The organism is Nonomuraea recticatena (assembly GCF_039533245.1).
Lineage (GTDB): Bacteria > Actinomycetota > Actinomycetes > Streptosporangiales > Streptosporangiaceae > Nonomuraea > Nonomuraea roseola.
Window position 1 is genome coordinate 69,255 of record NZ_BAAATE010000031.1, and the last position, 19,057, is coordinate 88,311.

General features: G+C 70.3%; 23 protein-coding genes. 11 read left to right on the forward strand and 12 right to left on the reverse strand.

Features of this window, described 5'->3' with window-relative positions:
• Positions 1–54 precede the first annotated feature (54 nt).
• Complete coding sequence (locus ABFX50_RS39555) at positions 55–1,032, forward strand: sigma-70 family RNA polymerase sigma factor (protein WP_346153978.1); 978 nt, start codon at positions 55–57, stop codon at positions 1,030–1,032.
• 66 nt (positions 1,033–1,098) lie between these two features.
• The gene (locus ABFX50_RS39560) at positions 1,099–1,866 is read left to right on the forward strand and encodes an alpha/beta fold hydrolase (protein WP_346153980.1); all 768 of its coding nucleotides are present in this window, start codon (positions 1,099–1,101) and stop codon (positions 1,864–1,866) included.
• Here the strand turns inward: ABFX50_RS39560 and ABFX50_RS39565 are convergent.
• From ABFX50_RS39565 to ABFX50_RS39610, 10 genes are all read right to left on the reverse strand, one after another.
• Positions 1,863–3,362, reverse strand: coding sequence for a serine/threonine-protein kinase (locus ABFX50_RS39565; protein ID WP_346153982.1), 1,500 nt, complete (start codon positions 3,360–3,362; stop codon positions 1,863–1,865). The genes ABFX50_RS39560 and ABFX50_RS39565 overlap by 4 nt on opposite strands.
• Complete coding sequence (locus tag ABFX50_RS39570; RefSeq protein WP_183651210.1) at positions 3,349–4,320, reverse strand: LacI family DNA-binding transcriptional regulator; 972 nt, start codon at positions 4,318–4,320, stop codon at positions 3,349–3,351. Before ABFX50_RS39570 ends, ABFX50_RS39565 begins: the two co-directional genes overlap by 14 nt.
• Positions 4,321–4,412: 92 nt before the next feature.
• Positions 4,413–4,748 (reverse strand): DUF2516 family protein, encoded by a 336-nt coding sequence (locus ABFX50_RS39575; RefSeq protein WP_346153984.1) that lies wholly within the window; start codon positions 4,746–4,748, stop codon positions 4,413–4,415.
• A 168-nt stretch (positions 4,749–4,916) separates the two neighbouring features.
• Entirely contained in the window at positions 4,917–5,333 is a 417-nt protein-coding gene (locus ABFX50_RS39580) for a hypothetical protein (protein ID WP_346126435.1), read from the reverse strand.
• 3 nt (positions 5,334–5,336) lie between these two features.
• Entirely contained in the window at positions 5,337–5,831 is a 495-nt protein-coding gene (locus tag ABFX50_RS39585) for a helix-turn-helix domain-containing protein (protein ID WP_346153987.1), read from the reverse strand.
• A 72-nt stretch (positions 5,832–5,903) separates the two neighbouring features.
• Positions 5,904–6,809, reverse strand: coding sequence for a M56 family metallopeptidase (locus ABFX50_RS39590; protein WP_183651205.1), 906 nt, complete (start codon positions 6,807–6,809; stop codon positions 5,904–5,906).
• Complete coding sequence (locus ABFX50_RS39595; RefSeq protein ID WP_312895672.1) at positions 6,806–7,162, reverse strand: BlaI/MecI/CopY family transcriptional regulator; 357 nt, start codon at positions 7,160–7,162, stop codon at positions 6,806–6,808. The genes ABFX50_RS39590 and ABFX50_RS39595 overlap by 4 nt, the downstream gene beginning before the upstream one ends.
• Positions 7,163–7,223: 61 nt before the next feature.
• Complete coding sequence (locus tag ABFX50_RS39600) at positions 7,224–7,754, reverse strand: GNAT family N-acetyltransferase (RefSeq protein ID WP_346153989.1); 531 nt, start codon at positions 7,752–7,754, stop codon at positions 7,224–7,226.
• A 10-nt stretch (positions 7,755–7,764) separates the two neighbouring features.
• Entirely contained in the window at positions 7,765–8,559 is a 795-nt protein-coding gene (locus ABFX50_RS39605; RefSeq protein WP_346153991.1) for a class I SAM-dependent methyltransferase, read from the reverse strand.
• Positions 8,552–9,295, reverse strand: a complete 744-nt coding sequence (locus tag ABFX50_RS39610) for an SDR family oxidoreductase (RefSeq protein WP_346126430.1) — start codon at positions 9,293–9,295, stop codon at positions 8,552–8,554. The genes ABFX50_RS39605 and ABFX50_RS39610 overlap by 8 nt, the downstream gene beginning before the upstream one ends.
• Positions 9,296–9,388: 93 nt before the next feature.
• Here ABFX50_RS39610 and mshA point away from each other — a divergent pair, with 93 nt between their 5' ends.
• The 6 genes from mshA (at position 9,389) to ABFX50_RS39640 (ending at position 14,675) form a co-directional block, all read left to right on the forward strand.
• Positions 9,389–10,660, forward strand: coding sequence for a D-inositol-3-phosphate glycosyltransferase (mshA, locus tag ABFX50_RS39615; protein WP_428834723.1), 1,272 nt, complete (start codon positions 9,389–9,391; stop codon positions 10,658–10,660).
• Positions 10,657–11,145 carry a type III secretion system chaperone family protein gene (locus ABFX50_RS39620; RefSeq protein ID WP_346153993.1) on the forward strand — a complete coding sequence of 163 codons (489 nt, stop codon included), beginning with the start codon at positions 10,657–10,659 and terminating at the stop codon, positions 11,143–11,145. Before mshA ends, ABFX50_RS39620 begins: the two co-directional genes overlap by 4 nt.
• Before the next feature lie 99 nt (positions 11,146–11,244).
• Complete coding sequence (locus ABFX50_RS39625; protein ID WP_379504802.1) at positions 11,245–11,976, forward strand: SAM-dependent methyltransferase; 732 nt, start codon at positions 11,245–11,247, stop codon at positions 11,974–11,976.
• Between the two features lie 10 nt (positions 11,977–11,986).
• Positions 11,987–12,730, forward strand: coding sequence for a phosphoglyceromutase (locus tag ABFX50_RS39630; RefSeq protein WP_346153997.1), 744 nt, complete (start codon positions 11,987–11,989; stop codon positions 12,728–12,730).
• 71 nt (positions 12,731–12,801) lie between these two features.
• Positions 12,802–14,046 (forward strand): sensor histidine kinase, encoded by a 1,245-nt coding sequence (locus tag ABFX50_RS39635; protein WP_346153999.1) that lies wholly within the window; start codon positions 12,802–12,804, stop codon positions 14,044–14,046.
• Positions 14,034–14,675, forward strand: a complete 642-nt coding sequence (locus tag ABFX50_RS39640; protein ID WP_346154001.1) for a response regulator transcription factor — start codon at positions 14,034–14,036, stop codon at positions 14,673–14,675. The genes ABFX50_RS39635 and ABFX50_RS39640 overlap by 13 nt, the downstream gene beginning before the upstream one ends.
• A 24-nt stretch (positions 14,676–14,699) precedes the next feature.
• Here ABFX50_RS39640 and phoU read toward each other — a convergent pair whose 3' ends face one another.
• Positions 14,700–15,344: a phosphate signaling complex protein PhoU gene (gene phoU, locus ABFX50_RS39645; RefSeq protein ID WP_183651176.1), complete on the reverse strand. Its 645-nt coding sequence runs from the start codon at positions 15,342–15,344 to the stop codon at positions 14,700–14,702.
• Positions 15,345–15,498: 154 nt separating this feature from the next.
• Between phoU and ABFX50_RS39650 the strand changes: the two genes are divergently transcribed.
• Both ABFX50_RS39650 and ABFX50_RS39655 read left to right on the forward strand, forming a co-directional pair.
• On the forward strand, positions 15,499–16,665 hold the full coding sequence (locus ABFX50_RS39650; RefSeq protein ID WP_183660240.1) for an ATP-binding protein: 1,167 nt from the start codon (positions 15,499–15,501) through the stop codon (positions 16,663–16,665).
• Between the two features lie 63 nt (positions 16,666–16,728).
• The gene (locus ABFX50_RS39655) at positions 16,729–17,421 is read left to right on the forward strand and encodes a response regulator transcription factor (protein ID WP_183651173.1); all 693 of its coding nucleotides are present in this window, start codon (positions 16,729–16,731) and stop codon (positions 17,419–17,421) included.
• Positions 17,422–17,746: 325 nt separating this feature from the next.
• Here ABFX50_RS39655 and ABFX50_RS39660 read toward each other — a convergent pair whose 3' ends face one another.
• Entirely contained in the window at positions 17,747–18,328 is a 582-nt protein-coding gene (locus tag ABFX50_RS39660) for a copper chaperone PCu(A)C domain-containing protein (protein ID WP_346154003.1), read from the reverse strand.
• 240 nt (positions 18,329–18,568) lie between these two features.
• Between ABFX50_RS39660 and ABFX50_RS39665 the strand changes: the two genes are divergently transcribed.
• Positions 18,569–19,051, forward strand: coding sequence for a CarD family transcriptional regulator (locus tag ABFX50_RS39665; protein ID WP_181615762.1), 483 nt, complete (start codon positions 18,569–18,571; stop codon positions 19,049–19,051).
• Positions 19,052–19,057 lie beyond the last annotated feature (6 nt).

Here is a 19,057-nt window from a genome sequence, read left to right on the forward strand (position 1 = left end):
TCACGCCTTCGTTCGCCCCTCGGGGTACTGTCGCCCCCATGAAGGAGGCCGGCCGTGCCTGAGGCGAGAGAGCTGGAACCGCACAGGTCCGAACTGGTCGGATACTGCTATCGGATGCTCGGCTCGCCCTTCGAGGCGGAGGACGCCGTGCAGGAGACGCTCGTGCGCGCCTGGCGGAGCCTGGACCGCTTCGACGAGCGCAGGGCCTCGCTGCGCACCTGGTTGTACAGCATCGCCACCAATGTCTGCCTGGACATGCTGCGGAGCGCGCAGCGTCGCGCCCGCGCGATGGATCTGGGCCCGCAGGCCCAGGCAGGTCCCGACCTGGGCCCGCCGCTTCCCGAGAGCGCCTGGGTGCAGCCGATTCCCGACGGCAGGCTCGTGCGCGCCGACGGCGACCCCGCGGAGGTCGCCGCGCAGCGCGAGACGATCCGCCTGGCCTTCGTCGCCGCGCTGCAGCATCTGCCGCCCAGGCAGCGGGCGGTGCTGATCCTGCGCGACGTGCTGTGCTGGAAGGCCGACGAGGTCGCTCGGCTGCTCGACAGCTCGGTCGCGTCGGTCACCAGCGCGCTGCAACGCGCCAGGGCGACGCTCAGGACGGTGCCCGTCGCGCCCGCCGAGCCGTACCGGCCGATGGACGAGGAGCAACGGCGGCTCCTGGCCCGCTACTGCGACGCCTTCGAGCGCTACGACGTCGAGAGCCTGGTGTCGCTGCTGCACGAGGACGCCACGACGTCCATGCCCCCGTTCCCGTGGTGGCGGCGCGGCCGCGCGGAGATCCGCGAGATGCTGCTCGCGGCGGGCCGTCCCTGCGAGGGCGCCCGCCTGCTGCCCACCGTGGCCAACGGCTCGCCGGCCTTCGCCCAGTACCTGCCGACAGGCCCGTACGGCAGGCACGAGCCGTTCGCCCTCGTCGTCCTCTCGCTGTCGGGCGGCCTGATCACCGAGCTGACGACCTACCTCGACGCAGGCAGGCTCTTCCCCCTGTTCGGCCTGCCGTCGGGTGAGGAGGCCGAAGCGCTGTTCCGATGAGTTTCCGGCCGCCGCTTCGTACCACCGGCATGAACACTCACCCGGAGTCGAAGGAGAGGCGGCACGATGGCTGACTACGTGGACGTGAACGGCGTGCGGACCTGGTACGACGAGCGCGGCGAAGGCGATCCGGTGGTGCTGCTCCACGGCGGTCTCACCGACAGCAGGGACTTCACGGGCAACCTCGACGCGCTGGCCGACCGGTTCAGGCTCCTGCTGCCCGAACGCAGGGGACACGGCCACACCGCCGACGTGGAAGGGCCGATCACGATCGGGGTGATGGCCCAGGACACCATCGCGTTCCTGGAGAAGACCGTCGACGGGCCCGTACGGCTGGCCGGCTACAGCGCGGGCGCGATCGTGGCGCTGTGGGTCGCCGTGCGCCGTCCCGACCTGGTCGAACGGCTCGTCCTGGTCAGCGGCGGCTTCCATCCCGACGGGATGATCCTGCGGCCCACCGCCGACGCTCCGCCGCCCGCGCCTCTGGTGGCGGCCTACGCGGAGGTGTCGCCCGACGGCCCCGACCACTTCCCCGTCGTGATCGCCAAGGTCGCCAGGTCGGTGAGCGAGGAGCAGGGGCTGGCGAGCGCCGATCTGGACGCCGTCACCTGCCCCACGCTGGTCATGGCCGCCGACGACGACATCGTGACCCTGGAGCACACGCTGGCGTTGTACAGGGGCCTGCGCGACGCGCAGCTGGCCGTCGTCCCTGGCACCTCCCATCTGCTCCTCCACGAGAAGCCGGAGCTGTGCGTCAGGCTGATCACCGACTTCCTGACGACAGGCCCCACACCCACCTGGATGCCCGTCCGCCGCGCGGCAGGACCGGGCTAGCGGGCGCGGAGGGCGTTCTCGACGGCGCCGAGGTGGCGGTCGAGAACCCTGAGCAGGTCCGTGGCCAGCACCCCTTCGCGCCGGCGGTCGTGCAGCTTGACGCGCACCTGCTCCAGGTCGCCTGAGCCCGAACGGGCCAGATTGGCCAGGACCTGGCGGAGGTCGAGCGCCACGTCGTACCGGATCGACGCGCCTGCCAGCCCCCTGTCCAGCGCGTCGTTGAACTCGGCCACGGCCTCCTCGACCGTGGGACGCGGGGCCGCCGCGGCCTCTCGTCCCACGGGATCGGCGGATGCACGCGTCCCGCCATCGGGGCCAGGGCCGGCCGTAGGGGGCTCGACCGGCGGGTTCTTCTCCGTGCCGATCGGATCGGACACGGGGCTGCTCTCGAGGCCGCTTCCCGGGCGGGGTGAGGGGGTCGCCGAGGAAGCGTTCGCGGGCGTGGCCGGAGGGCTCCCCTTCGGCGACGCAGGGGTCACGGGTTCGGCGGTGGCGGTGGAGATCGGGAGCGGAAGGGCCATCCACGGCGTGGCGTCGGGCAGCCCGTACCCGGTGGCGACCGTGAGCGCGGCGCCGGACAACAGCAGCGCCCCCGCCGTCATCGTCGCCCGCCCGGACCACCCGTGAACCCTCCGCGCGCCCTTCCGCGAGCTCTTCGGCGCCCCTGCGACGGACGAGGGGGCGGGGTGCGTGCCCTCCCGCGCACAGGCGGAGCGGAGGACTGCGGCGGCCTCACGCGAGGTCGGACGCCTGGCGGGATCCGGCGAGAGACAGGCACGGCACAGCCCGGCCACCACCTCGGGAGCGCCCTCGGGCACCGGCGCGGGACCGTGGTGGCGGGCCGCCGCCACGTCCTCCCACGTCGTCTCCGGGTACGGCAGCCGTCCTGTGAGCATCTCGAAGAGCACCACCCCGAGCGCGTACACGTCCACGGCGGGGTCGGCGGGCGCGCCCGCCAGCCGCTCGGGCGCCACGTAGGGCGGGGTCCCCGACAGCTCCTCGTACGACGACCCGGCCGGAGCCGCGATCCCGAAGTCGAGGAGCTTGGCGCCGTCGGAGGTCAGCAGGACGTTGGCAGGGGTCACGTCGCAGTGCACGATGCCCTGGGCGTGCGCGGCGGACAGCACTCCTGCCAGCCGGCCTGCCACCGTCACCGCCTCGGGCCACGGCAGCGGGCCCGAGGCGATCCTGTCGGCGAGCGAGGGCCCGTCGAGCAGGCGCATCACGACGTAGGCGGCCAGCCGTCCGCCGGGGGTGACGGTCTCGCCGTAGTCGTACACCTCGATCACGTCGGGGTGGACCAGCCGCGCCGCCGCCCTCGCCTCGCGCCTGATGATCTCCCTGTCGCAGGAGAACGGCCCGGCCAGCAGCTTGATGGCCACGGTGCGGTGCAACGACCTGTCGAAGGCCCGCCACACCACGCTCATCCCGCCGGTGGCGATGCGCTCCTGCAGCTCGTACCGCCTGGCGAGCAGCTCGCCCTCACGCGGATTCACGGACCACCAGCTCGGTGGGGAGGACGGGGTTGTGCCGCTGGCCGTTCAGCAGGAGGCGGGCGGCGACGACGGCGAGCTCCTCCACCGGCTGCCTCACCGTCGTCAGCGGCGGATTGACGTGCCTGGCGACCGGCGCGTCGTCGAAACCGACGAGCGCGACGTCGTGGGGTACCCGGCGTCCCGCTCGGTGGAGTACCTGGAGCGCGGCCACCGCCATGACGTCCGAGGCGGCGAACACCGCGTCCAGGTGGGGTAAGCGGCGTAACAGCCACCGCATCGCCTGCGCGCCCGACAGGTGACTGAAGTCCCCGTAGGCGACGGGCACGTTGGTCATGCCCGCGCTGGTCAGCGTGGTGAGGAAGCCTTCGACCCGGGCGCGGGCGCCGGGCATCGCGGGCGGTCCCGCGATCACCGCCATCGCCTTCCTGCCCGACAGCAGCAGGTGCTCGGCGGCCTGGCGTCCGCCGTCGCGGTTGTCGAGATCCACGTACGGCAGAGCCAGCCCGTCGGGCGGGCGCCCGACGCAGCGCACGGGGATGCCCGAGGCGGCCAGCGTGACCGCGAGCGGATGCCCGTCGCGCGCCCCGACCAGGAGCACGCCGTCGATCCCCTTGGCCACCAGAGGGGGCACGGCGTGCGCGGCCGTCATGACCATGAGGGGGACGCCGTGCTCGGCCAGCGCCTCCTCGAAGGCCGACAGCAGCCTGGCGTAGAAGGGCTCACCGAACAGGCGTGGCGCGGGCTCGCACACGACGGCGGCGAGGAACCGGTCGGTCCTGCGCGAGGAGACGCCGTGCGGCGCGCGCCGCCGTACGTAACCAAGGCGGGACATCGCGTCGTGCACTTGACGACGCGTCGAGGTCGTGACCCTGACTGACCCGGTCAGGACACGGGAGGCGGTCGCCGGGGAGACTCCGGCTTCGGCGGCGACCTGTGCGAGGGTGGGCTGATCTGGCATCTGTCCTCCACACACCGGATGATGCGCGCAGGGTGGGAGCGCTCCCGCGAACGTAGCATTGTTCCGGAAGCGTTAACAGATGGTTTCCTATGTCACCACGGCCCGTAAGGACCGTTATTGCCACCCTTGCCCATTCCGGTGACAGCCGGCTTGACATCGGCCAGGTAGACGCCCGCCGCGATGACCGAGGCGATCGCGAAAATGTTGAGCCGCGCCAGACCGCTCGCGCCGAAATAGCCCCACGCCGTGGCGAACGAGAACAGCGTGCCGAGGCCGAGGATCAGAAGCCACCACTTCTTCTGCAGCTTGCCCGCGGCGACGAACGCGTTGGCAGGGGTGCGGATCGCGTGGATGAGGGCCCACACGGTCATGCCGAACGCGATGATCGCGAGGATCGCGAAAATGAGGTCAAGTCCAAAGGAGATCATGTTCGCTCCGCCCAGTACCGCAATGTCGCCCCCCACCCTAACCGGTTGCCAATCCCTTACGGCAAGCAAGCCCGAGACCTCCCGGGTCCGCTTCACCGGGTTGAACGGCCGCCGATGTGCGAAGGACCCCCGCCCGCACTGCGGGCGAGGGTCCTCGGTGCTTCCTGGTCAGGCCTTCGTGGTGGCCCTGGGAGCGCGGGTGGTCTTCTTCACCGGGGTGGCCACGGGCGGCTCGGCCGCCTCGGAGACCTCCTCCAGCTCCAGCGCGGCCTCGCCGCTCACCTTGCTGACGACCTTGCGGCCGCGGGTGGCGAACTCCTCGTAGAACTCGGTGGCCTTGCTGCCGAGCTGGTCGGCGTACACGCGGGCCTTCTCGGGGAACTCGCGGGCGAGCTCCTCGGCCTTGGTGCGGACCTCGCGCGCCTTGACCGGCAGGTCCTTGGTGATGTCGGTGCGCCGCGACTGCAGCTTCTGCAGCTGCTCGGGCAACTCGCGGAGCTTCTCCACGGCGAAGTCGCCCGCGCCCGCGACGGCGTAGAACGGCTTGGACTCGGTGAGCTTCTTGACCTCGGTGGCCAGCGTCATGGGTTAACCTTCCTTGGTTTCCTGGGTGACGATGCCGTTGTTCGAGGTCGCCGCGAAGGGCTCAAGAGCGGCGAGAAATTCCTCTGGCAGCGGCGGCTCGTCGTCCGTGTCGGAGCCGTGCCGGGGATGAGCATTCTGGGAGGTCTGCTCGTCCTCGGCGCTGTTCTCCTTGCGGAACGACTCGTAGATATCGATCAGCACCTGGCGTTGCCGCTCGGTGATGAGGCTGTCGCTCCTGATCGCGGTGATCACGTCGCTCGGCGGCTCGCGATCCTCGATCAGGCCTGCTTGGACATAGAGCGCCTGAGACGAGATGTGCAGACCCTTGGCGATCTGGTTCAGGATCTCGGCGCTCGGCTTGCGAAGGCCGCGCTCGATCTGGCTGAGGTAGGGGTTGGAGACCCCTGCCGCGGCCGCGAGCTGCCGCAGCGAGATCTTCGCCTGCTGCCGCTGCTCGCGGATGTACTCGCCGATCGAGCCGACCTTGGGTAGTGCCATACCTGTAGTCTGCCTCGCCGTGCTTGCAATTGCAAACGGACAGCTAACACCTGCAAGCGGCGAACAGTGAGGTCAGAAGGGCAGCGCCCACAGGAAGGGGGCGGACGTGGTCAACGTCACACTCAGCGCGACCAGCCCGTAGCGCGTCGAGCGCGACAGCTCGGGGCGCGGCTTGATCAGCCTGTCGACCCTCGCCATGACCTGAGACTGGGCGACGCCGAGCATGCCGCTCGGGGTCGGGACGGCTCCCGCCGTACCGAAGCGGAGCAGGGCGGTGGCCAGGCGGCGAGGGGAGCAGTAGCGGCGGGCGCGGTCGTCGGCGGCCATCTCGACCAGCAGCTCGACCTGCGCCTGGGCGTCCCTGACGACCTTCGACCACGGCAGCGCCCTGCGCAGCGCCCCGAAGGGCAGCAGCACCAGGTCGTGGCGCTCGCGGACGTGGGCCGACTCGTGGGCGAGCACCGCGGTCAGCTCGTCGTGCGACAGGAGCGCGAGCGTGCCCGAGCTGACCACGACGTGCGAGCGCAGGCCCGGCACGCAGTAGGCGGCGGCGCCCGGGTGGTCGAGCACCCGCACGCCAGGGATGCCGGGCTCCTCGCGGGCGATCAGCGAGAGCACCAGGCGGTGGCGGCGGCGGGCGCGCAGGGTCTGCACGCCGGCGGTCACCAGGACCGCCACGAGCACGGCCAGCAGGGTCAGGCCCGCGATCATCGCGAGCGCGTGCCAGAGGTCCCAGGTCGCGTCGGGCTTCCTTCCCCTCGCGAAGGCGGCCAGCCCGTGGATCACGCCCCTGTCGTACGGCGTGACGGCGTAGGCGAGCAGGGCTCCGATGCTGGCCAGACCCCACGTGACACCGAGCGACTGCCACAGCGCGATGGCGAGGCGAGGCGCGCGTGAGGTCCAGCGCGCGGTGGTGAAGCGCCAGGCGCCAAGAGCGCACGCCGCGGCGAGCGCTGACAACGCCGCCGCCGTGATCACTCTTCCTCCAGCTCCGACAAAGCTCTGAGCAGGATCTCCGCCTCCGGGCCTGACACGGCCTGGGCGAAGCGGGTCAGGGCGGCCGAGCGGTCGCCCGTCATGTCCAAGGCTTCAAGCATAAGCTCAGCGACATAGTTGTCGCGGCTCTCGGCCGGCTGGTAGCGCCAGGCCCTGCCGTCGCGGGTCCTGTCGAGGAAGCCCTTGCGGGTGAGACGGTCGAGAACGGTCATGACGGTGGTGGGCGCCAGGTCTCTTTCCTCGATGAGCCTGCCGACCTCACGGGCCGTCAACGGGGTGTTCTGCGCCCAGAGGATGTCCATGATGCTGCGTTCGAGCTCGCCAAGACCCTTCACACTCATCAGCGTAGTACTACAGGCTGTCGAGCTGGGATCTGGGAGGCAGATGAGAGCGACATCACGCCCTTTGCTCCAGAAATGTCACCATGGCGACCTCGTCGCGGTCGTCGCCGGGCGCGACCCTGATCGCCAGTGGCTGGCGGCCGATCTCCTGATAGCCGCACCCGGCGTAGAAGGACTCAAGGCCGAGCCCGCCCCTGCAGGTCAGCTTGAGCGCCTCGAGCCCGAGCCGCAGGCCCGCGTCGGCCACGGCTCGCATGAGGTCCGCGCCGTAGCCCTTGCCCTGGTGCTTGGGGTGCACCATCACGCGCATCACGGTGCGCCAGTGCGCCATCAGGGGGTTGGCGTTGGCGACCAGGACGGCCCAGGCGGCCACCCGGCCTTCGCCGTCCAGGCCGACCAGCAGGCTGTCGGGGCCCTTCTCCCCGCAGCGGGCGAAGGTCGCGGTGGCGACCTGCCTGATGTCGTCCGCTGTCACAGGCGGCACCCATCCGACCGCGCCTCCCGCGTTGGTCACATCGACCCAGCAGTCCAGCACGTCGTCGAAGAGGTCCTCGGTCAGCTCAGGGCTCAGGACAAAACGCAACATAGGGGGCAGATTACGAGATCGGCGCCACGGCCGCCCACGGCAGGGTCAGCTCGCCCAGCCGCCAGCGCCCCGTTCCACCCAGCGGCGCCGTGCGGTACACCGGCCAGCCCTCCACGAGGGTCTCGACGGCCGCCAGCCAGCGCTGCCTCAGGCCGTGCGCTCCATAGGGGGCGGCGAAGGCCCACGCCCTGTCGAAGTCGCGGAGGAAGGCGTGGATCGGCTCGCCAGGCACGTTGCGGTGGATGAGCGTCTTCGGCAGCCGGTCGGCCAGGTCCGACGGCCGCTCGAAGGCGTTGAACCTCGCCGAGAACGTCAGCGTCCTCGGCCCCGACGCGTCGAGGCAGACCCACACCGCCCTGTGCCCGGTTTCCGAGCAGGTCCCCTCCACCAGGACACCGCCGGGCGCGAGCCTGCCGCGCAGGAGGTCCCAGTAGCCCCACGCCTCGGCCTCGCCGTACTGCCTGAGCACGTTGAAGGCCCTGACGACGGTCGGCGGGCGCGAGACGGGCAGCTCGAAGCCGCCGAGGACGAAGGACAGCCCCTCCCTCTCGTACGGCCTGGCCAGCGCCACCCGCGCGGGGTCGATCTCGATCCCGACGACCTCGGCGTCGGGCGCCACCGCACGCACTCGGGTGAACAGCTCCAGCGTGGTGGTGTGGGACGCGCCGTACCCCAGGTCGACCACGAGGGGCCGCTCGGCCGCCCGCAGCAGCCTGCCGTGGACGGCGGTCAGCCACCGGTCGGCCCTGCGCAGCCTGTTGACGCCGGTCGTGCCCCTCGTGACGCTGCCGACGGGTTTAGCCACTGACGCGGTGCACCTTGTGCTGCGCGGCCTGGGCGCGCGGCCTGATGACCATGCGGTCGACGTTGAAGTGCGCGGGCCTGGTGACGCTCCAGGTGATCGCGTCGGCCACGTCGTCGGCCGTCAGCGGTCCCGGCACGCCCTCGTAGATGCGCGAGGCCGCGTCGGCGTCGCCGCGGAAGCGGGTGAGCGCGAACTCCTCGGTGTGCACCATTCCCGGCGCGATCTCGATGATCCGCACCGGCTGGCCGACCAGCTCCAGCCTGAGCGTCTCGACCATCGAGGTCTGCGCGTGCTTGGCCGCGCAGTAGCCGCCGCCTCCCTCGTAGGAGACGAGGCCGGCGACCGAGGTCAGCATCAGCAGCACGCCGTCGCCCGAGGCGACCAGCTTGGGCAGCAGCGCCTGCGTCACGCGCAGCGAGCCGAGCACGTTGGTGTCGTACATCCGCTGCCAGTCCTCGACGCGGCCCTCGGCCACGGACTCCAGCCCGATGGCGCCTCCGGCGTTGTTGACCAGCACGTCGCAGCGGGACAGGGAGGCGGCCAGCTCGTCCACCGACTCCTGGGAGGTGACGTCGAGCGTCACGGGCGTGATGCCGTCCACCTCGGCGGCCAGCTTGTCGAGCCTGTCCCTGCGCCTGGCCCCCGCCACGACCTCGTAGCCCTCGGCGGCCAGCCGCCGCGCGGTGGCCTCTCCGATCCCGCTGCTCGCGCCTGTCACCACTGCCGTCTTCTTCATGACCCCCATCCTGCCAGGGCACGAATCGCTGATCTTTCCGCGGGAATGTCGGAAAGTTCTGGCTAGTTATAGCCCCTTTGGAGGTGATGTCTGGTGAGGCGACGCGTCAACAGGGTCGCGACGGTGAGCATGCACACGTCTCCGCTGGACCAGCCGGGGACCGGCGACGCCGGCGGTATGAACGTGTACATCGTGGAAACCGCCAAACGGCTGGCCCAACTCGGCGTCGAAGTGGAGATCTTCACCAGGCAGACGGCCCGCGACCTGCCCCCCGTGGCGGAGCTGGCCCCCGGCGTGCTGGTCAGGCACATCACCGCCGGTCCCTACGAGGAGCTCGACCGCCGCGAGCTGCCGGGGCAGCTGTGCGCGTTCCTCTCCGGCGTGCTGCGCACCGAGGCGATGTACGAGGCCGGCCACTACGACCTCATCCACTCCCACTACTGGCTCTCCGGCCAGGTCGGCTGGCTGGCCAAGGAGCGCTGGGGCGTGCCGCTCGTGCACACCATGCACACCATGGCCAAGGTCAAGAACCTGCTGCTGGCCGAGGACGACAAGCCGGAGCCCCAAGCACGGGTGCTCGGCGAGGAGCAGGTCGTGGAGATCGCCGACCGCCTCGTGGCCAACACCGAGGCCGAGGCCGGCGAGCTCGTCGACCTGTACGGCGCGCCCGCCGACCAGGTGGCCGTGGTCAATCCCGGCGTCAACCTCACCGTCTTCCAGCCCGCCTCGCAGGGCGCCGCCCGGCACAGGCTCGGCCTGCCGCAGGAGGCCCACGTGCTGCTGTTCGTGGGCAGGATCCAGCCGCTCAAGGCCCCCGACGTGCTGCTGCGCGCCGCCGCCAGGATGCTGATCGAGGATCACTCGCTGCGCGGCCGTCTCGTGGTCGCCGCCGTCGGCGGTCCCTCGGGCAACGGCCTCGCCCGCCCCTCGATCCTCACCGAGATGGCCGCCGAGCTCGGCATCTCCGACGTCGTACGGCTGGTGCCCCCCGCTCCGCAGCACGAGCTCGCCGACTGGTACCGCGCGGCCGACGTGACGGTCGTGCCGTCCTACAGCGAGTCCTTCGGCCTGGTCGCGCTCGAGTCGCAGGCGTGCGGCACCCCCGTGGCCGCGGCCTCGGTGGGCGGGCTGCGCACCGCCGTGAACGACGGCGTCTCGGGGGTGCTCGTGGACGGCCACGACCCCGACACGTGGGCGCGGGTCCTGCGCAGGTTCGTCACCGAGCCGCGGTGGCGCGACGAGCTGTCCGAGGGCGCGCGGGCGCACGCCAACGCGTTCGGCTGGTCGGCCACGGCCGCCAGGCTGATGGACGTCTACGGCGGCGCCGTGTCACATCTGCGCGACATGTCTAGGCTTGCCGTATGAGGGATGTGCTGGAAGCCGCGCTCAAGTCCGCCGAGGTCTCCTTCGAGGAGCCGCGTCCTGGCGCGTTCCTGGTGAAGCTGCCGGGCCAGCACAAGCTGGCCACGATGACCTGGCTCATCGTCGGCGACCAGGCGCTGCACGTGGAGGCGTTCTTCTGCCGCCAGCCCGACGAGAACCACGCCGAGTTCTACAAGTGGCTGCTGGGCAAGAACGGCGGCATGTACGGCGTGCACTTCGCCGTCGACCCCGTCGGCGACGTCTACCTCGTCGGCAGGGTCCCGCTCGCGGCGATCAGCGAGGAGGAGCTCGACAGGCTGCTCGGCTGCGTGCTCACCTACGCGGACGAGTGGTTCGACAGGGCGCTGGAGCTCGGCTTCGCCTCCTCGATCAGGCGCGAGTGGGAGTGGCGGGCCAAGCGAGGGGAGTCGCTGGCCAATCTGCGGGCCTTCGCCCGCTTCGCCGACCCGGACCGGTCACCCTCGTAGCCCGACGAATCGGTTGCCGAATCAGATGATCGGCCCGCCTTCGTTGCCGTACGATCGCGATTCGTGAGCTTTGATCCCAGTATCCCTAATGTCGCGCGAATGTATGACTATTACCTCGGCGGCAAGGACAACTTCCCCGCCGATCGCGCAGCGGCGGAGAAAGTGCTGGAGATCGTTCCGCACGTCCCCTTCATGGTGAGGGAGAATCGCGCCTTTCTCGGGCGGGCGGTCCGTTTCCTCAGGGAGCAGGGCATCACCCAGTTTCTCGACATCGGCACCGGCCTGCCGACGCAGGAGAATGTGCACCAGCTGGCGGGCGAGGAGGCGAAGGTCGTCTATGTCGACAACGACCCCCAGGTCCTCGCGCACGCCCGCGCCCTGCTCCAGGACAGCCCCCACGTCCGGATCATCGACGGCGACCTGCGCGAGCCCGAGCGCCTGCTCGCCGACGCCGGCGAGCACCTCGACCTCTCCAGGCCGGTCGCCGTCCTGATGGTGGCGATCGTCCACTTCGTCCAGGACGACCCCACGCCCATCATGGCGACGCTCACCTCCGCGATGGCGCCCGGCAGCTTCATGGCGCTCTCCCACGCCTGCAAGGACATCAGGCCCGAGATCGCGCCCGGCGTCGAGCGCGTCTACCAGGAGGCGTCCGCGCCGTTCACCGCACGCGGCTCGGCGGAGATCATCGCCCTGTTCGACGGTCTCGAGCTGGTGGAGCCGGGGATGGTCAACCTGCCCGAGTGGCGCCCCGAGGACCCCGACCACGTCCCGTTCAGGGATTCGCCCCCGTATTTCCTGTGTGGTGTGGCACGCAAGCCCGCTCGCTAGGCTTGTCCGCATGGCGACTTTGGTGCTCGTACGGCACGGCGAGAGCGAATGGAATGTCAAGGGCATGTTCACCGGATGGGTGGACGCCCCCCTGTCACCCAAGGGTGAGGAGGAGGCCCGCAGGGGTGGCGAGCTGCTGGTCGAGGCAGGCATCAGGCCCGACGTGGTCCACACCAGCCTGCTGACCCGCGCGATCCGCACCGCCAACCTGGCGCTCGACGCGGCCGACCTGGCCTGGCTGCCGGTCGTCCGCTCGTGGCGGCTGAACGAGCGCCACTACGGCGCGCTGCAGGGCAAGAACAAGGCCCAGACGCGCGAGGAGTTCGGCGAGGAGCAGTTCATGCTGTGGCGCCGCTCCTACGACGTGCCGCCGCCGCCCCTCGACGACGACGCCGAGTACTCCCAGGTCGGCGACGCCCGCTACGCGGTGCTGCCGTCGGAGCTGATGCCGAGGACCGAGTGCCTCAAGGACGTCGTCGACCGCATGCTGCCCTACTGGTACGACTCGATCGTGCCCGACCTGGTCGCGGGCCGCACGGTGCTGGTCGTCGCGCACGGCAACTCGCTGCGCGCCCTGGTCAAGCACCTCGACGGGATCTCCGACGAGGACATCGCCGGGCTGAACATCCCCACGGGCATCCCGCTGCGCTACGAGCTCGACGCCGACTTCCACCCGCTCGTGCGCGGCGGCGAGTACCTCGACCCCGCGGCGGCGAAGGCGGCCATCGAGGCCGTCGCCAACCAGGGACGCTGACGGGCCGTACGGCCGGAAGGTGGAGTCTGCTGTAGTGCGAGCGGTTCGCGCGTTACAGCAGACTGGACGGCATGCGTGAACGTTGGGACCAAGTGTGGCGCGGTAGCCGATATCTCCTGATCGGCCTGCCGACGGCGCTCGCGGCGATTCTCGTCGTGCCATTCCTCGCGGTCGGCGCGCTCTCCACCGGGCTGGGCGGCGTCGGGCTCGTGGTGTTCCCCCGGATGGTGGCGGGCCTGCGGCTGTGGGCCGAGTGGCACCGCCGCAGAGCCGCCGAGCTGCTCGGCGTCACCATCACCCCTCGGTCCGCGACCCTGGCCAAGGGCGTGGGCGCGCAGTGGCGTCAGCTGCTCGACGACAGAGGGAACAGGCGCGACCTGCGCTGGGCCCTTCAGCACATCGTGATCGGCCTCGCCTCAGGGCTGGGCGCGCTCCTCTGCGTCGGCCTTCCGGTGGGCGGCCTCATCGCGGCCACGTTGTGGTGGATCTTCCCCGCGGACGAACCGATGACGGTTCTGCTGGCGGTCCCCGTGACGGGATGGGGCAGCGCGCTCGGTCTGGGCGCCGTGCAGATCGTGCTCGGCGGGGCGCTCACCGCGTGGGCGATGCCGCGCCTGGCGCGGTGGGAGGCCCGCGTGAGCCTGGCCGCGCTGGAGCCCTCGGCCGAGGAGCAGCTGGCCGAACGGGTCGGCGAGCTGACCGAGAGCCGCGCGGGCGTGCTCGACGCCCACGGCGCCGAACTGCGCCGCATCGAACGCGACCTGCACGACGGCACCCAGGCCAGGCTCGTGGCCATCGCGATGCGGCTGGGGGTGGCGAGGGAGGCGCTTCCTCCCGACGAGTCGGGCACGCTCGCCAGACTGCTGCAGGAGGCGCACGAGGGGACGGAGGAGGCCATGACCGAGCTGCGCGACGTGATCCGCACGATGTATCCGCCGATCCTGGCCGACAGGGGGCTCGAAGGCGCTCTGGCCTCGCTCGCCGCAGGCTCGGCCGTCCCCGCCGAGCTCGATCTGGGCGAGCTGGGCAGGCTGCCGGCCGCCGTCGAGGCGCCCGCCTACTTCATCGTGGCCGAGACGCTCACCAACGCCGCCAAGCACAGCGGAGCGACCCGGGTCACGGTGCGGATGAGCAGGCACGACGGCAGGCTGATCGTCGAGGTCACCGATGACGGCATCGGCGGGGCCGACGAGAGCCGCGGCACCGGCCTGGTCGGCATCCGGCGCAGGTCCGCCGCGCTCGACGGCACCGTGCTCGTCTCCAGCCCGCCCGGCGGGCCCACCGCGATCACCGTGGAGCTGCCATGCGCGTCGTGATCGCCGAGGACAACGTCCTGCTCTCGGCAGGGCTCGAACTGCTGCTCGGCACCAAGGGCATCGACGTGGCCGCCATCGTCACCGACGCGGAAGGGCTCATGGAGGCCGTGGAGCACCACAGGCCCGACGCCGTGATCGCCGACGTCCGTCTGCCGCCCACCTTCCGCGACGAGGGCATCAGGGCGGCGTTGGCGATCAGGCAGGCGCACAGGGGCCTGCCGGTGCTGGTCCTGTCGCAGTACGTCGAGAAGGTCTACGCGCGCGAACTGCTCTCCGACGGCTCCGGCGGCGTCGGCTACCTGCTCAAGGACAGGGTGAGCAGGGTCGGCGAGTTCGTCGACGACCTGCGCAGGGTCGCCGACGGAGGGACCGTCATGGACCCCGAGGTCATCGCCCAGCTCATGGCAGGCGGGAACGCCGTCGACGCGCTCACCAACCGTGAGCGCGAGGTGCTCGCGCTGATGGCGCAGGGCCTCGGCAACACCGAGATCGGCAAGCGGCTGTTCGTCACCGACAACGCCGTGCACAAGCACGTCGGCAACATCTTCTCCAAGCTCGGCCTGCCGCCCTCCGACGGCGGCCACCGCAGGGTCCTCGCCGTGCTGACCTTCCTCGACAGCGCACGGTGAGCCGGCGGTGGCCGCCGGACGGCCTCAGGACGGACGGGATCCGGTGACCAGGTAGACGACGTCGCGGGCGACGCGGACGGCGTGGTCGGCGTAGCGCTCGTAGTAGCGGCCGATCAGCGTGATGTCGATCGCCGGCTCCACGCCGTGCTTCCAGTCCTTGTGCAGGATCTCCTTGAACAGCCGCCTGTGCAGCCTGTCCATCGCGTCGTCGTCATGCTCGAGCTCCATCGCCGCCTCCACGTCGCGGCTGGCCACGCAGGAGCCCGCCTTCGTGATGAGGCTCTCGGCGATCTGGCCCATCTGCACGATCGTGGAGCGGATCTCCGGCGGGATCGCCGAGTCTGGGTGGCGCAGCCGGGCCACCTTGGCCACGTGCTCGGCCAGGTCGCCCATGCGCTCCAGGTCGGTGCCCATGCGCAGCGCGGTGATGACCATGCGCAGGTCGATGGCGACGGGCTGCTGCCTGGCCATCAGTTCGTAGATGGAGGCCTCGATGTCCGCGAAGATCCGGTCGATCTCCTCGTCGTGCGAGATGACGCTCTCGGCCAGCGGCAGGTCGGCGTCGAGGAGGGCGGTGGTGGCCCTCGAGATGGCCGAGCGGACAAGCCTGGTCATTTCCACCAGCTTGTCAGTCAGCGAATCGAGTTCTTCGTGGTAGGCGTCACGCATGCCGTCACCGTACGTGTCACGCGATGAACGAACCCCGACCGAGAGATGAACTTTCCGGGAAAGGCCCCGTTCATGCCCTGGTGAGGGGTCTGTAAGCCCGAAAAGGCCGCCTACCATCGAGTCGTAGGACTCAGGAAGGATGCGCATGGGTGAGATGGCCATGAGCTTTGCGGCCTTGGCCGGATTCGTCGTCGGGGCTGTCGCTGTCCTGTTCTACCGGAACCAGATCGAGATTCCGGGCAAGGCCGACGCAGCAGATGACGCGGAGACCGGCGCTCTTCCGCAGGGCGTGGCCTCCGTTCTGGCCGTACTGCCCTCCTCCGCGGTGGTGCTGGACGCTCACGACCGCGTCCTGCGCGCCAGCTCGGCCGCGAGGGCCTTCGGTTTAGTGAAGGGTGACCGGATGATGGCCGCCGAGCTCCTCGCGCTGGCCAGGCAGGTACGGCGCGACGGTGAGATCCGTGAGAGCGAGATCGACGTCGCCGGACACAAGTTCGGCCAGGAGGTCACGAACTTCGCGGTGCGCGTGGCGCCCCTCGGCTCCCACGGCCAGGTGCTCGTGCTGGCGGAGGACCAGACCGAGCGACGCAGGGTCGAGGCCGTCCGCCGCGACTTCGTCGCCAACGTCAGCCACGAGCTCAAGACCCCGGTGGGCGCGCTCAGCCTGCTCGCCGAGACGATCCAGGACGCGGCCGACGACCCCGAGGCGGTCACCCGCTTCGCGGGCAGGATGCAGCACGAGGCGGCGAGGCTCACCTACCTGGTGCAGGACCTCATCACGCTGTCGAGGATCCAGGGCGCCGAGCCCATCCCGACGCCTGGACAGGTCCCGATCGACGAGGCGGTCCACGACGCGATCGACCACTGCAACACCAAGGCCCTCGCCAAGGACATCACGTTGGTCGCGGGCGGCACCGAGGGCCTGCGCATCTGGGGCGACGACGAACTGCTCGTCACCGCGCTGCGCAACCTCATCGACAACGCCATCGCCTACAGCCCGGAGCACACCAGGGTCGTGGTCAGCGCCAGGCCCGCGGGCGACTCGGTCGAGATCAGCGTGAGCGACCAGGGCATCGGCATCCCCGAGGAGTCGCTGGAGCGAATCTTCGAGAGGTTCTTCAGGGTCGACGCGGCCAGGTCCCGCGCGACCGGTGGCACCGGCCTCGGCCTCGCCATCGTCAAGCACGTCGCCGTGGCGCACGCGGGCGAGGTGAGCGTGTGGAGCAAGGAGGGTTCGGGCTCCACCTTCACGCTGCGCCTGCCGGCGTTCGGCGGCTCCGCCGTACCCGTCCAACGCTCCCTGGAGGCCGCCAATGGCTGAGCGGCGCGAAGCCAACACCAACCAGCTCACGCTTCGGGTCGCGAACCCGACAAAGGAGGGATTGTGACCCGCGTTCTCGTCGTGGAGGACGAGGAGTCGTTCTCCGACGCCCTGTCCTACATGTTGCGCAAGGAGGGGTTCGAGGTCTCGGTCGCGACGACCGGCCCCGAGGCGCTCGAAACCTTCGACCGCAACGGCGCCGACCTGGTGCTGCTCGACCTGATGCTTCCGGGGCTGCCCGGCACCGAGGTCTGCCGCTCGCTGCGGCAGCGCTCCAAGGTGCCCGTCATCATGCTGACCGCCAAGGACAGCGAGATCGACAAGGTGGTCGGCCTCGAGCTGGGCGCCGACGACTACGTCACCAAGCCGTTCTCCTCCAGGGAGCTCGTCGCCCGCATCCGCGCGGTGCTGCGGCGGCAGGGGGACACGGTGGAGGAACTGGAGTCGGCGGTGCTGGCGGCCGGGCCCGTCAGGATGGACGTGGACAGGCACATCGTGGCCGTGCGCGGCGAGCAGGTGCAGCTGCCGCTGAAGGAGTTCGAGCTCCTCGAGGTGCTGCTGCGCAACGCGGGCAGGGTGCTGACCCGTGGCCAGCTCATCGACAGGGTCTGGGGGGCCGACTACGTGGGCGACACCAAGACGCTCGACGTGCACGTCAAGCGGTTGCGCGCCAAGGTCGAGGCCGATCCTTCCAACCCCCGCTGCATCCTGACCGTGCGTGGCCTGGGCTACAAGTTCGACCCCGTCGAGGACTGACGCCACACCGAAAACCCCGCCTGCTGTACGGCAGGCGGGGTTTCGCTGTTCCGGGGGGCTGAGGGGCCCTGTGACGTCTCGCCGTGACGGCGGGACCCGGAGTCCCCCCGGGGCACGCCCGCGCCGGACGGGCACCCCGCGGGGACGGAGGCGCCGATCGGGCGTGCCGTAGGGGGAGGACACGGAAAGCCCCTGCCGTGTGAGGAGAGGCGCCTGTCGTGCGGGGAGGGCGCGGAGAGAGCCTTCTGTCGTACGGAGAGGCGCGGAGAGAGCCTTCTGTCGTACGGAGAGGCGCGGAGAGCGCCCCTCCGGACGGAGAGCGGCGTCAGTGACCCGACTCGGCGGCGGTCGTCGCGGACGGCGTCGGCTTGGGCGGAGCGGGGGTGGCGCCAGGGGCCATGGGGTAGGCCATGTACTCACGGCTACGGGTGATCACGGGCACCGTGACGGGCACCACGCCCGCGTTGGCGAACTGCAGGTCGAGCTTGACGCTCTCGCCGCCGCTCAGCGGCTTGGTGAGGCCCTCGATCATGATCTGGGGCGTGGGCTTGCCGGTGTTCACGCCCTGGTTGCTCGGCAGCGCGATCGGGGCGGCGAGCTTCACGTTGCCGAGCCCTGCGGCGACGACGCCGACGAGCTGGTCGGCCGCGCCGTTGGTGTTGACGACGTGGAGGTAGACGGGGGCCGAGCCGCCCTGAGCGAGCTTGGCGCCCGAGTCGGGGCCGAGCACGAACGCCTGGGGGATCTTGATGCCGCGCGTGCCGTAGGAGCCGTCCTGGATGAGTGCGGCGGCCTCGTTCGGGGCATAGGGCTGGTTGGTGTTGGCGTCGAATCCGGCGGCGCAGCCGGCCAGTACCGGTGCGGCAAGGAACGCAGCGGCGGCGATAATCCAGCGACGGCTGGTCACGGGCGGGTTCTCCTTATGGCGCGCGTGCGAGTTGGGGCAGCGCCTACCTTATCCATCCGCCTTCATGGTCATATCCGCGCCCCCGCAGGTCATTCGGTATGTCAGACTCTGTGATTCACAGAGTTGAACGGTTGTCAAGTGGTAATATGCGCCTTTGACCTGCAGTTATGGTGATTTCACTGTTCCGGGAGGCTGTGAACGCGTGGTACCCTGGAGTACAGCGGAAGGGGTACTTGTCACATGACTTTCCAGGTCGGCGACACTGTCGTCTACCCCCACCACGGGGCTGCACGGATCGAAGAAATCACGACCCGGACCATCAAGGGTGTGGAAAAGACCTACCTGGTTCTCAAGGTCGACAAGGGCGACCTTACCGTCCAGGTGCCTGCGGAGAACGCGGAACTTGTCGGTGTGCGCGATGTCGTTGGCCAGGAAGGCCTTGAGCGCGTTTTCGACGTTCTGCGCATGCCCCACACCGAGGAGCCGACCAACTGGTCGCGGCGTTACAAGGCAAATCTTGAAAAGCTCGCGTCGGGTGATGTCAACAAGGTCGCCGAAGTCGTTCGGGACCTCTGGCGTCGTGACCGCGAGCGCGGCCTGTCGGCGGGCGAGAAGCGCATGCTCGCCAAGGCCCGTCAGATACTGGTGAGCGAGCTGGCTCTCGCGGAGAAGACCAACGAGGACAAGGCTGAGGCCCTGCTCGACGAGGTTCTCAACTCCTGAACACGA

Bases quoted from the DNA above. Each gene is read 5' to 3' on its own strand.
- ABFX50_RS39560 (WP_346153980.1), top strand. From the start codon at position 1,099: ATGGCTGACTACGTGGACGTGAACGGCGTGCGGACCTGGTACGACGAG.
- ABFX50_RS39570 (WP_183651210.1), bottom strand. From the start codon at position 4,320: ATGCCAGATCAGCCCACCCTCGCACAGGTCGCCGCCGAAGCCGGAGTC.
- ABFX50_RS39575 (WP_346153984.1), bottom strand. From the start codon at position 4,748: ATGATCTCCTTTGGACTTGACCTCATTTTCGCGATCCTCGCGATCATC.
- ABFX50_RS39580 (WP_346126435.1), bottom strand. From the start codon at position 5,333: ATGACGCTGGCCACCGAGGTCAAGAAGCTCACCGAGTCCAAGCCGTTC.
- ABFX50_RS39585 (WP_346153987.1), bottom strand. From the start codon at position 5,831: ATGGCACTACCCAAGGTCGGCTCGATCGGCGAGTACATCCGCGAGCAG.
- ABFX50_RS39600 (WP_346153989.1), bottom strand. From the start codon at position 7,754: ATGTTGCGTTTTGTCCTGAGCCCTGAGCTGACCGAGGACCTCTTCGAC.
- ABFX50_RS39610 (WP_346126430.1), bottom strand. From the start codon at position 9,295: ATGAAGAAGACGGCAGTGGTGACAGGCGCGAGCAGCGGGATCGGAGAG.
- ABFX50_RS39620 (WP_346153993.1), top strand. From the start codon at position 10,657: ATGAGGGATGTGCTGGAAGCCGCGCTCAAGTCCGCCGAGGTCTCCTTC.
- ABFX50_RS39625 (WP_379504802.1), top strand. From the start codon at position 11,245: ATGTATGACTATTACCTCGGCGGCAAGGACAACTTCCCCGCCGATCGC.
- ABFX50_RS39630 (WP_346153997.1), top strand. From the start codon at position 11,987: ATGGCGACTTTGGTGCTCGTACGGCACGGCGAGAGCGAATGGAATGTC.
- ABFX50_RS39635 (WP_346153999.1), top strand. From the start codon at position 12,802: ATGCGTGAACGTTGGGACCAAGTGTGGCGCGGTAGCCGATATCTCCTG.
- ABFX50_RS39640 (WP_346154001.1), top strand. From the start codon at position 14,034: ATGCGCGTCGTGATCGCCGAGGACAACGTCCTGCTCTCGGCAGGGCTC.
- phoU (WP_183651176.1), bottom strand. From the start codon at position 15,344: ATGCGTGACGCCTACCACGAAGAACTCGATTCGCTGACTGACAAGCTG.
- ABFX50_RS39650 (WP_183660240.1), top strand. From the start codon at position 15,499: ATGGCCATGAGCTTTGCGGCCTTGGCCGGATTCGTCGTCGGGGCTGTC.
- ABFX50_RS39665 (WP_181615762.1), top strand. From the start codon at position 18,569: ATGACTTTCCAGGTCGGCGACACTGTCGTCTACCCCCACCACGGGGCT.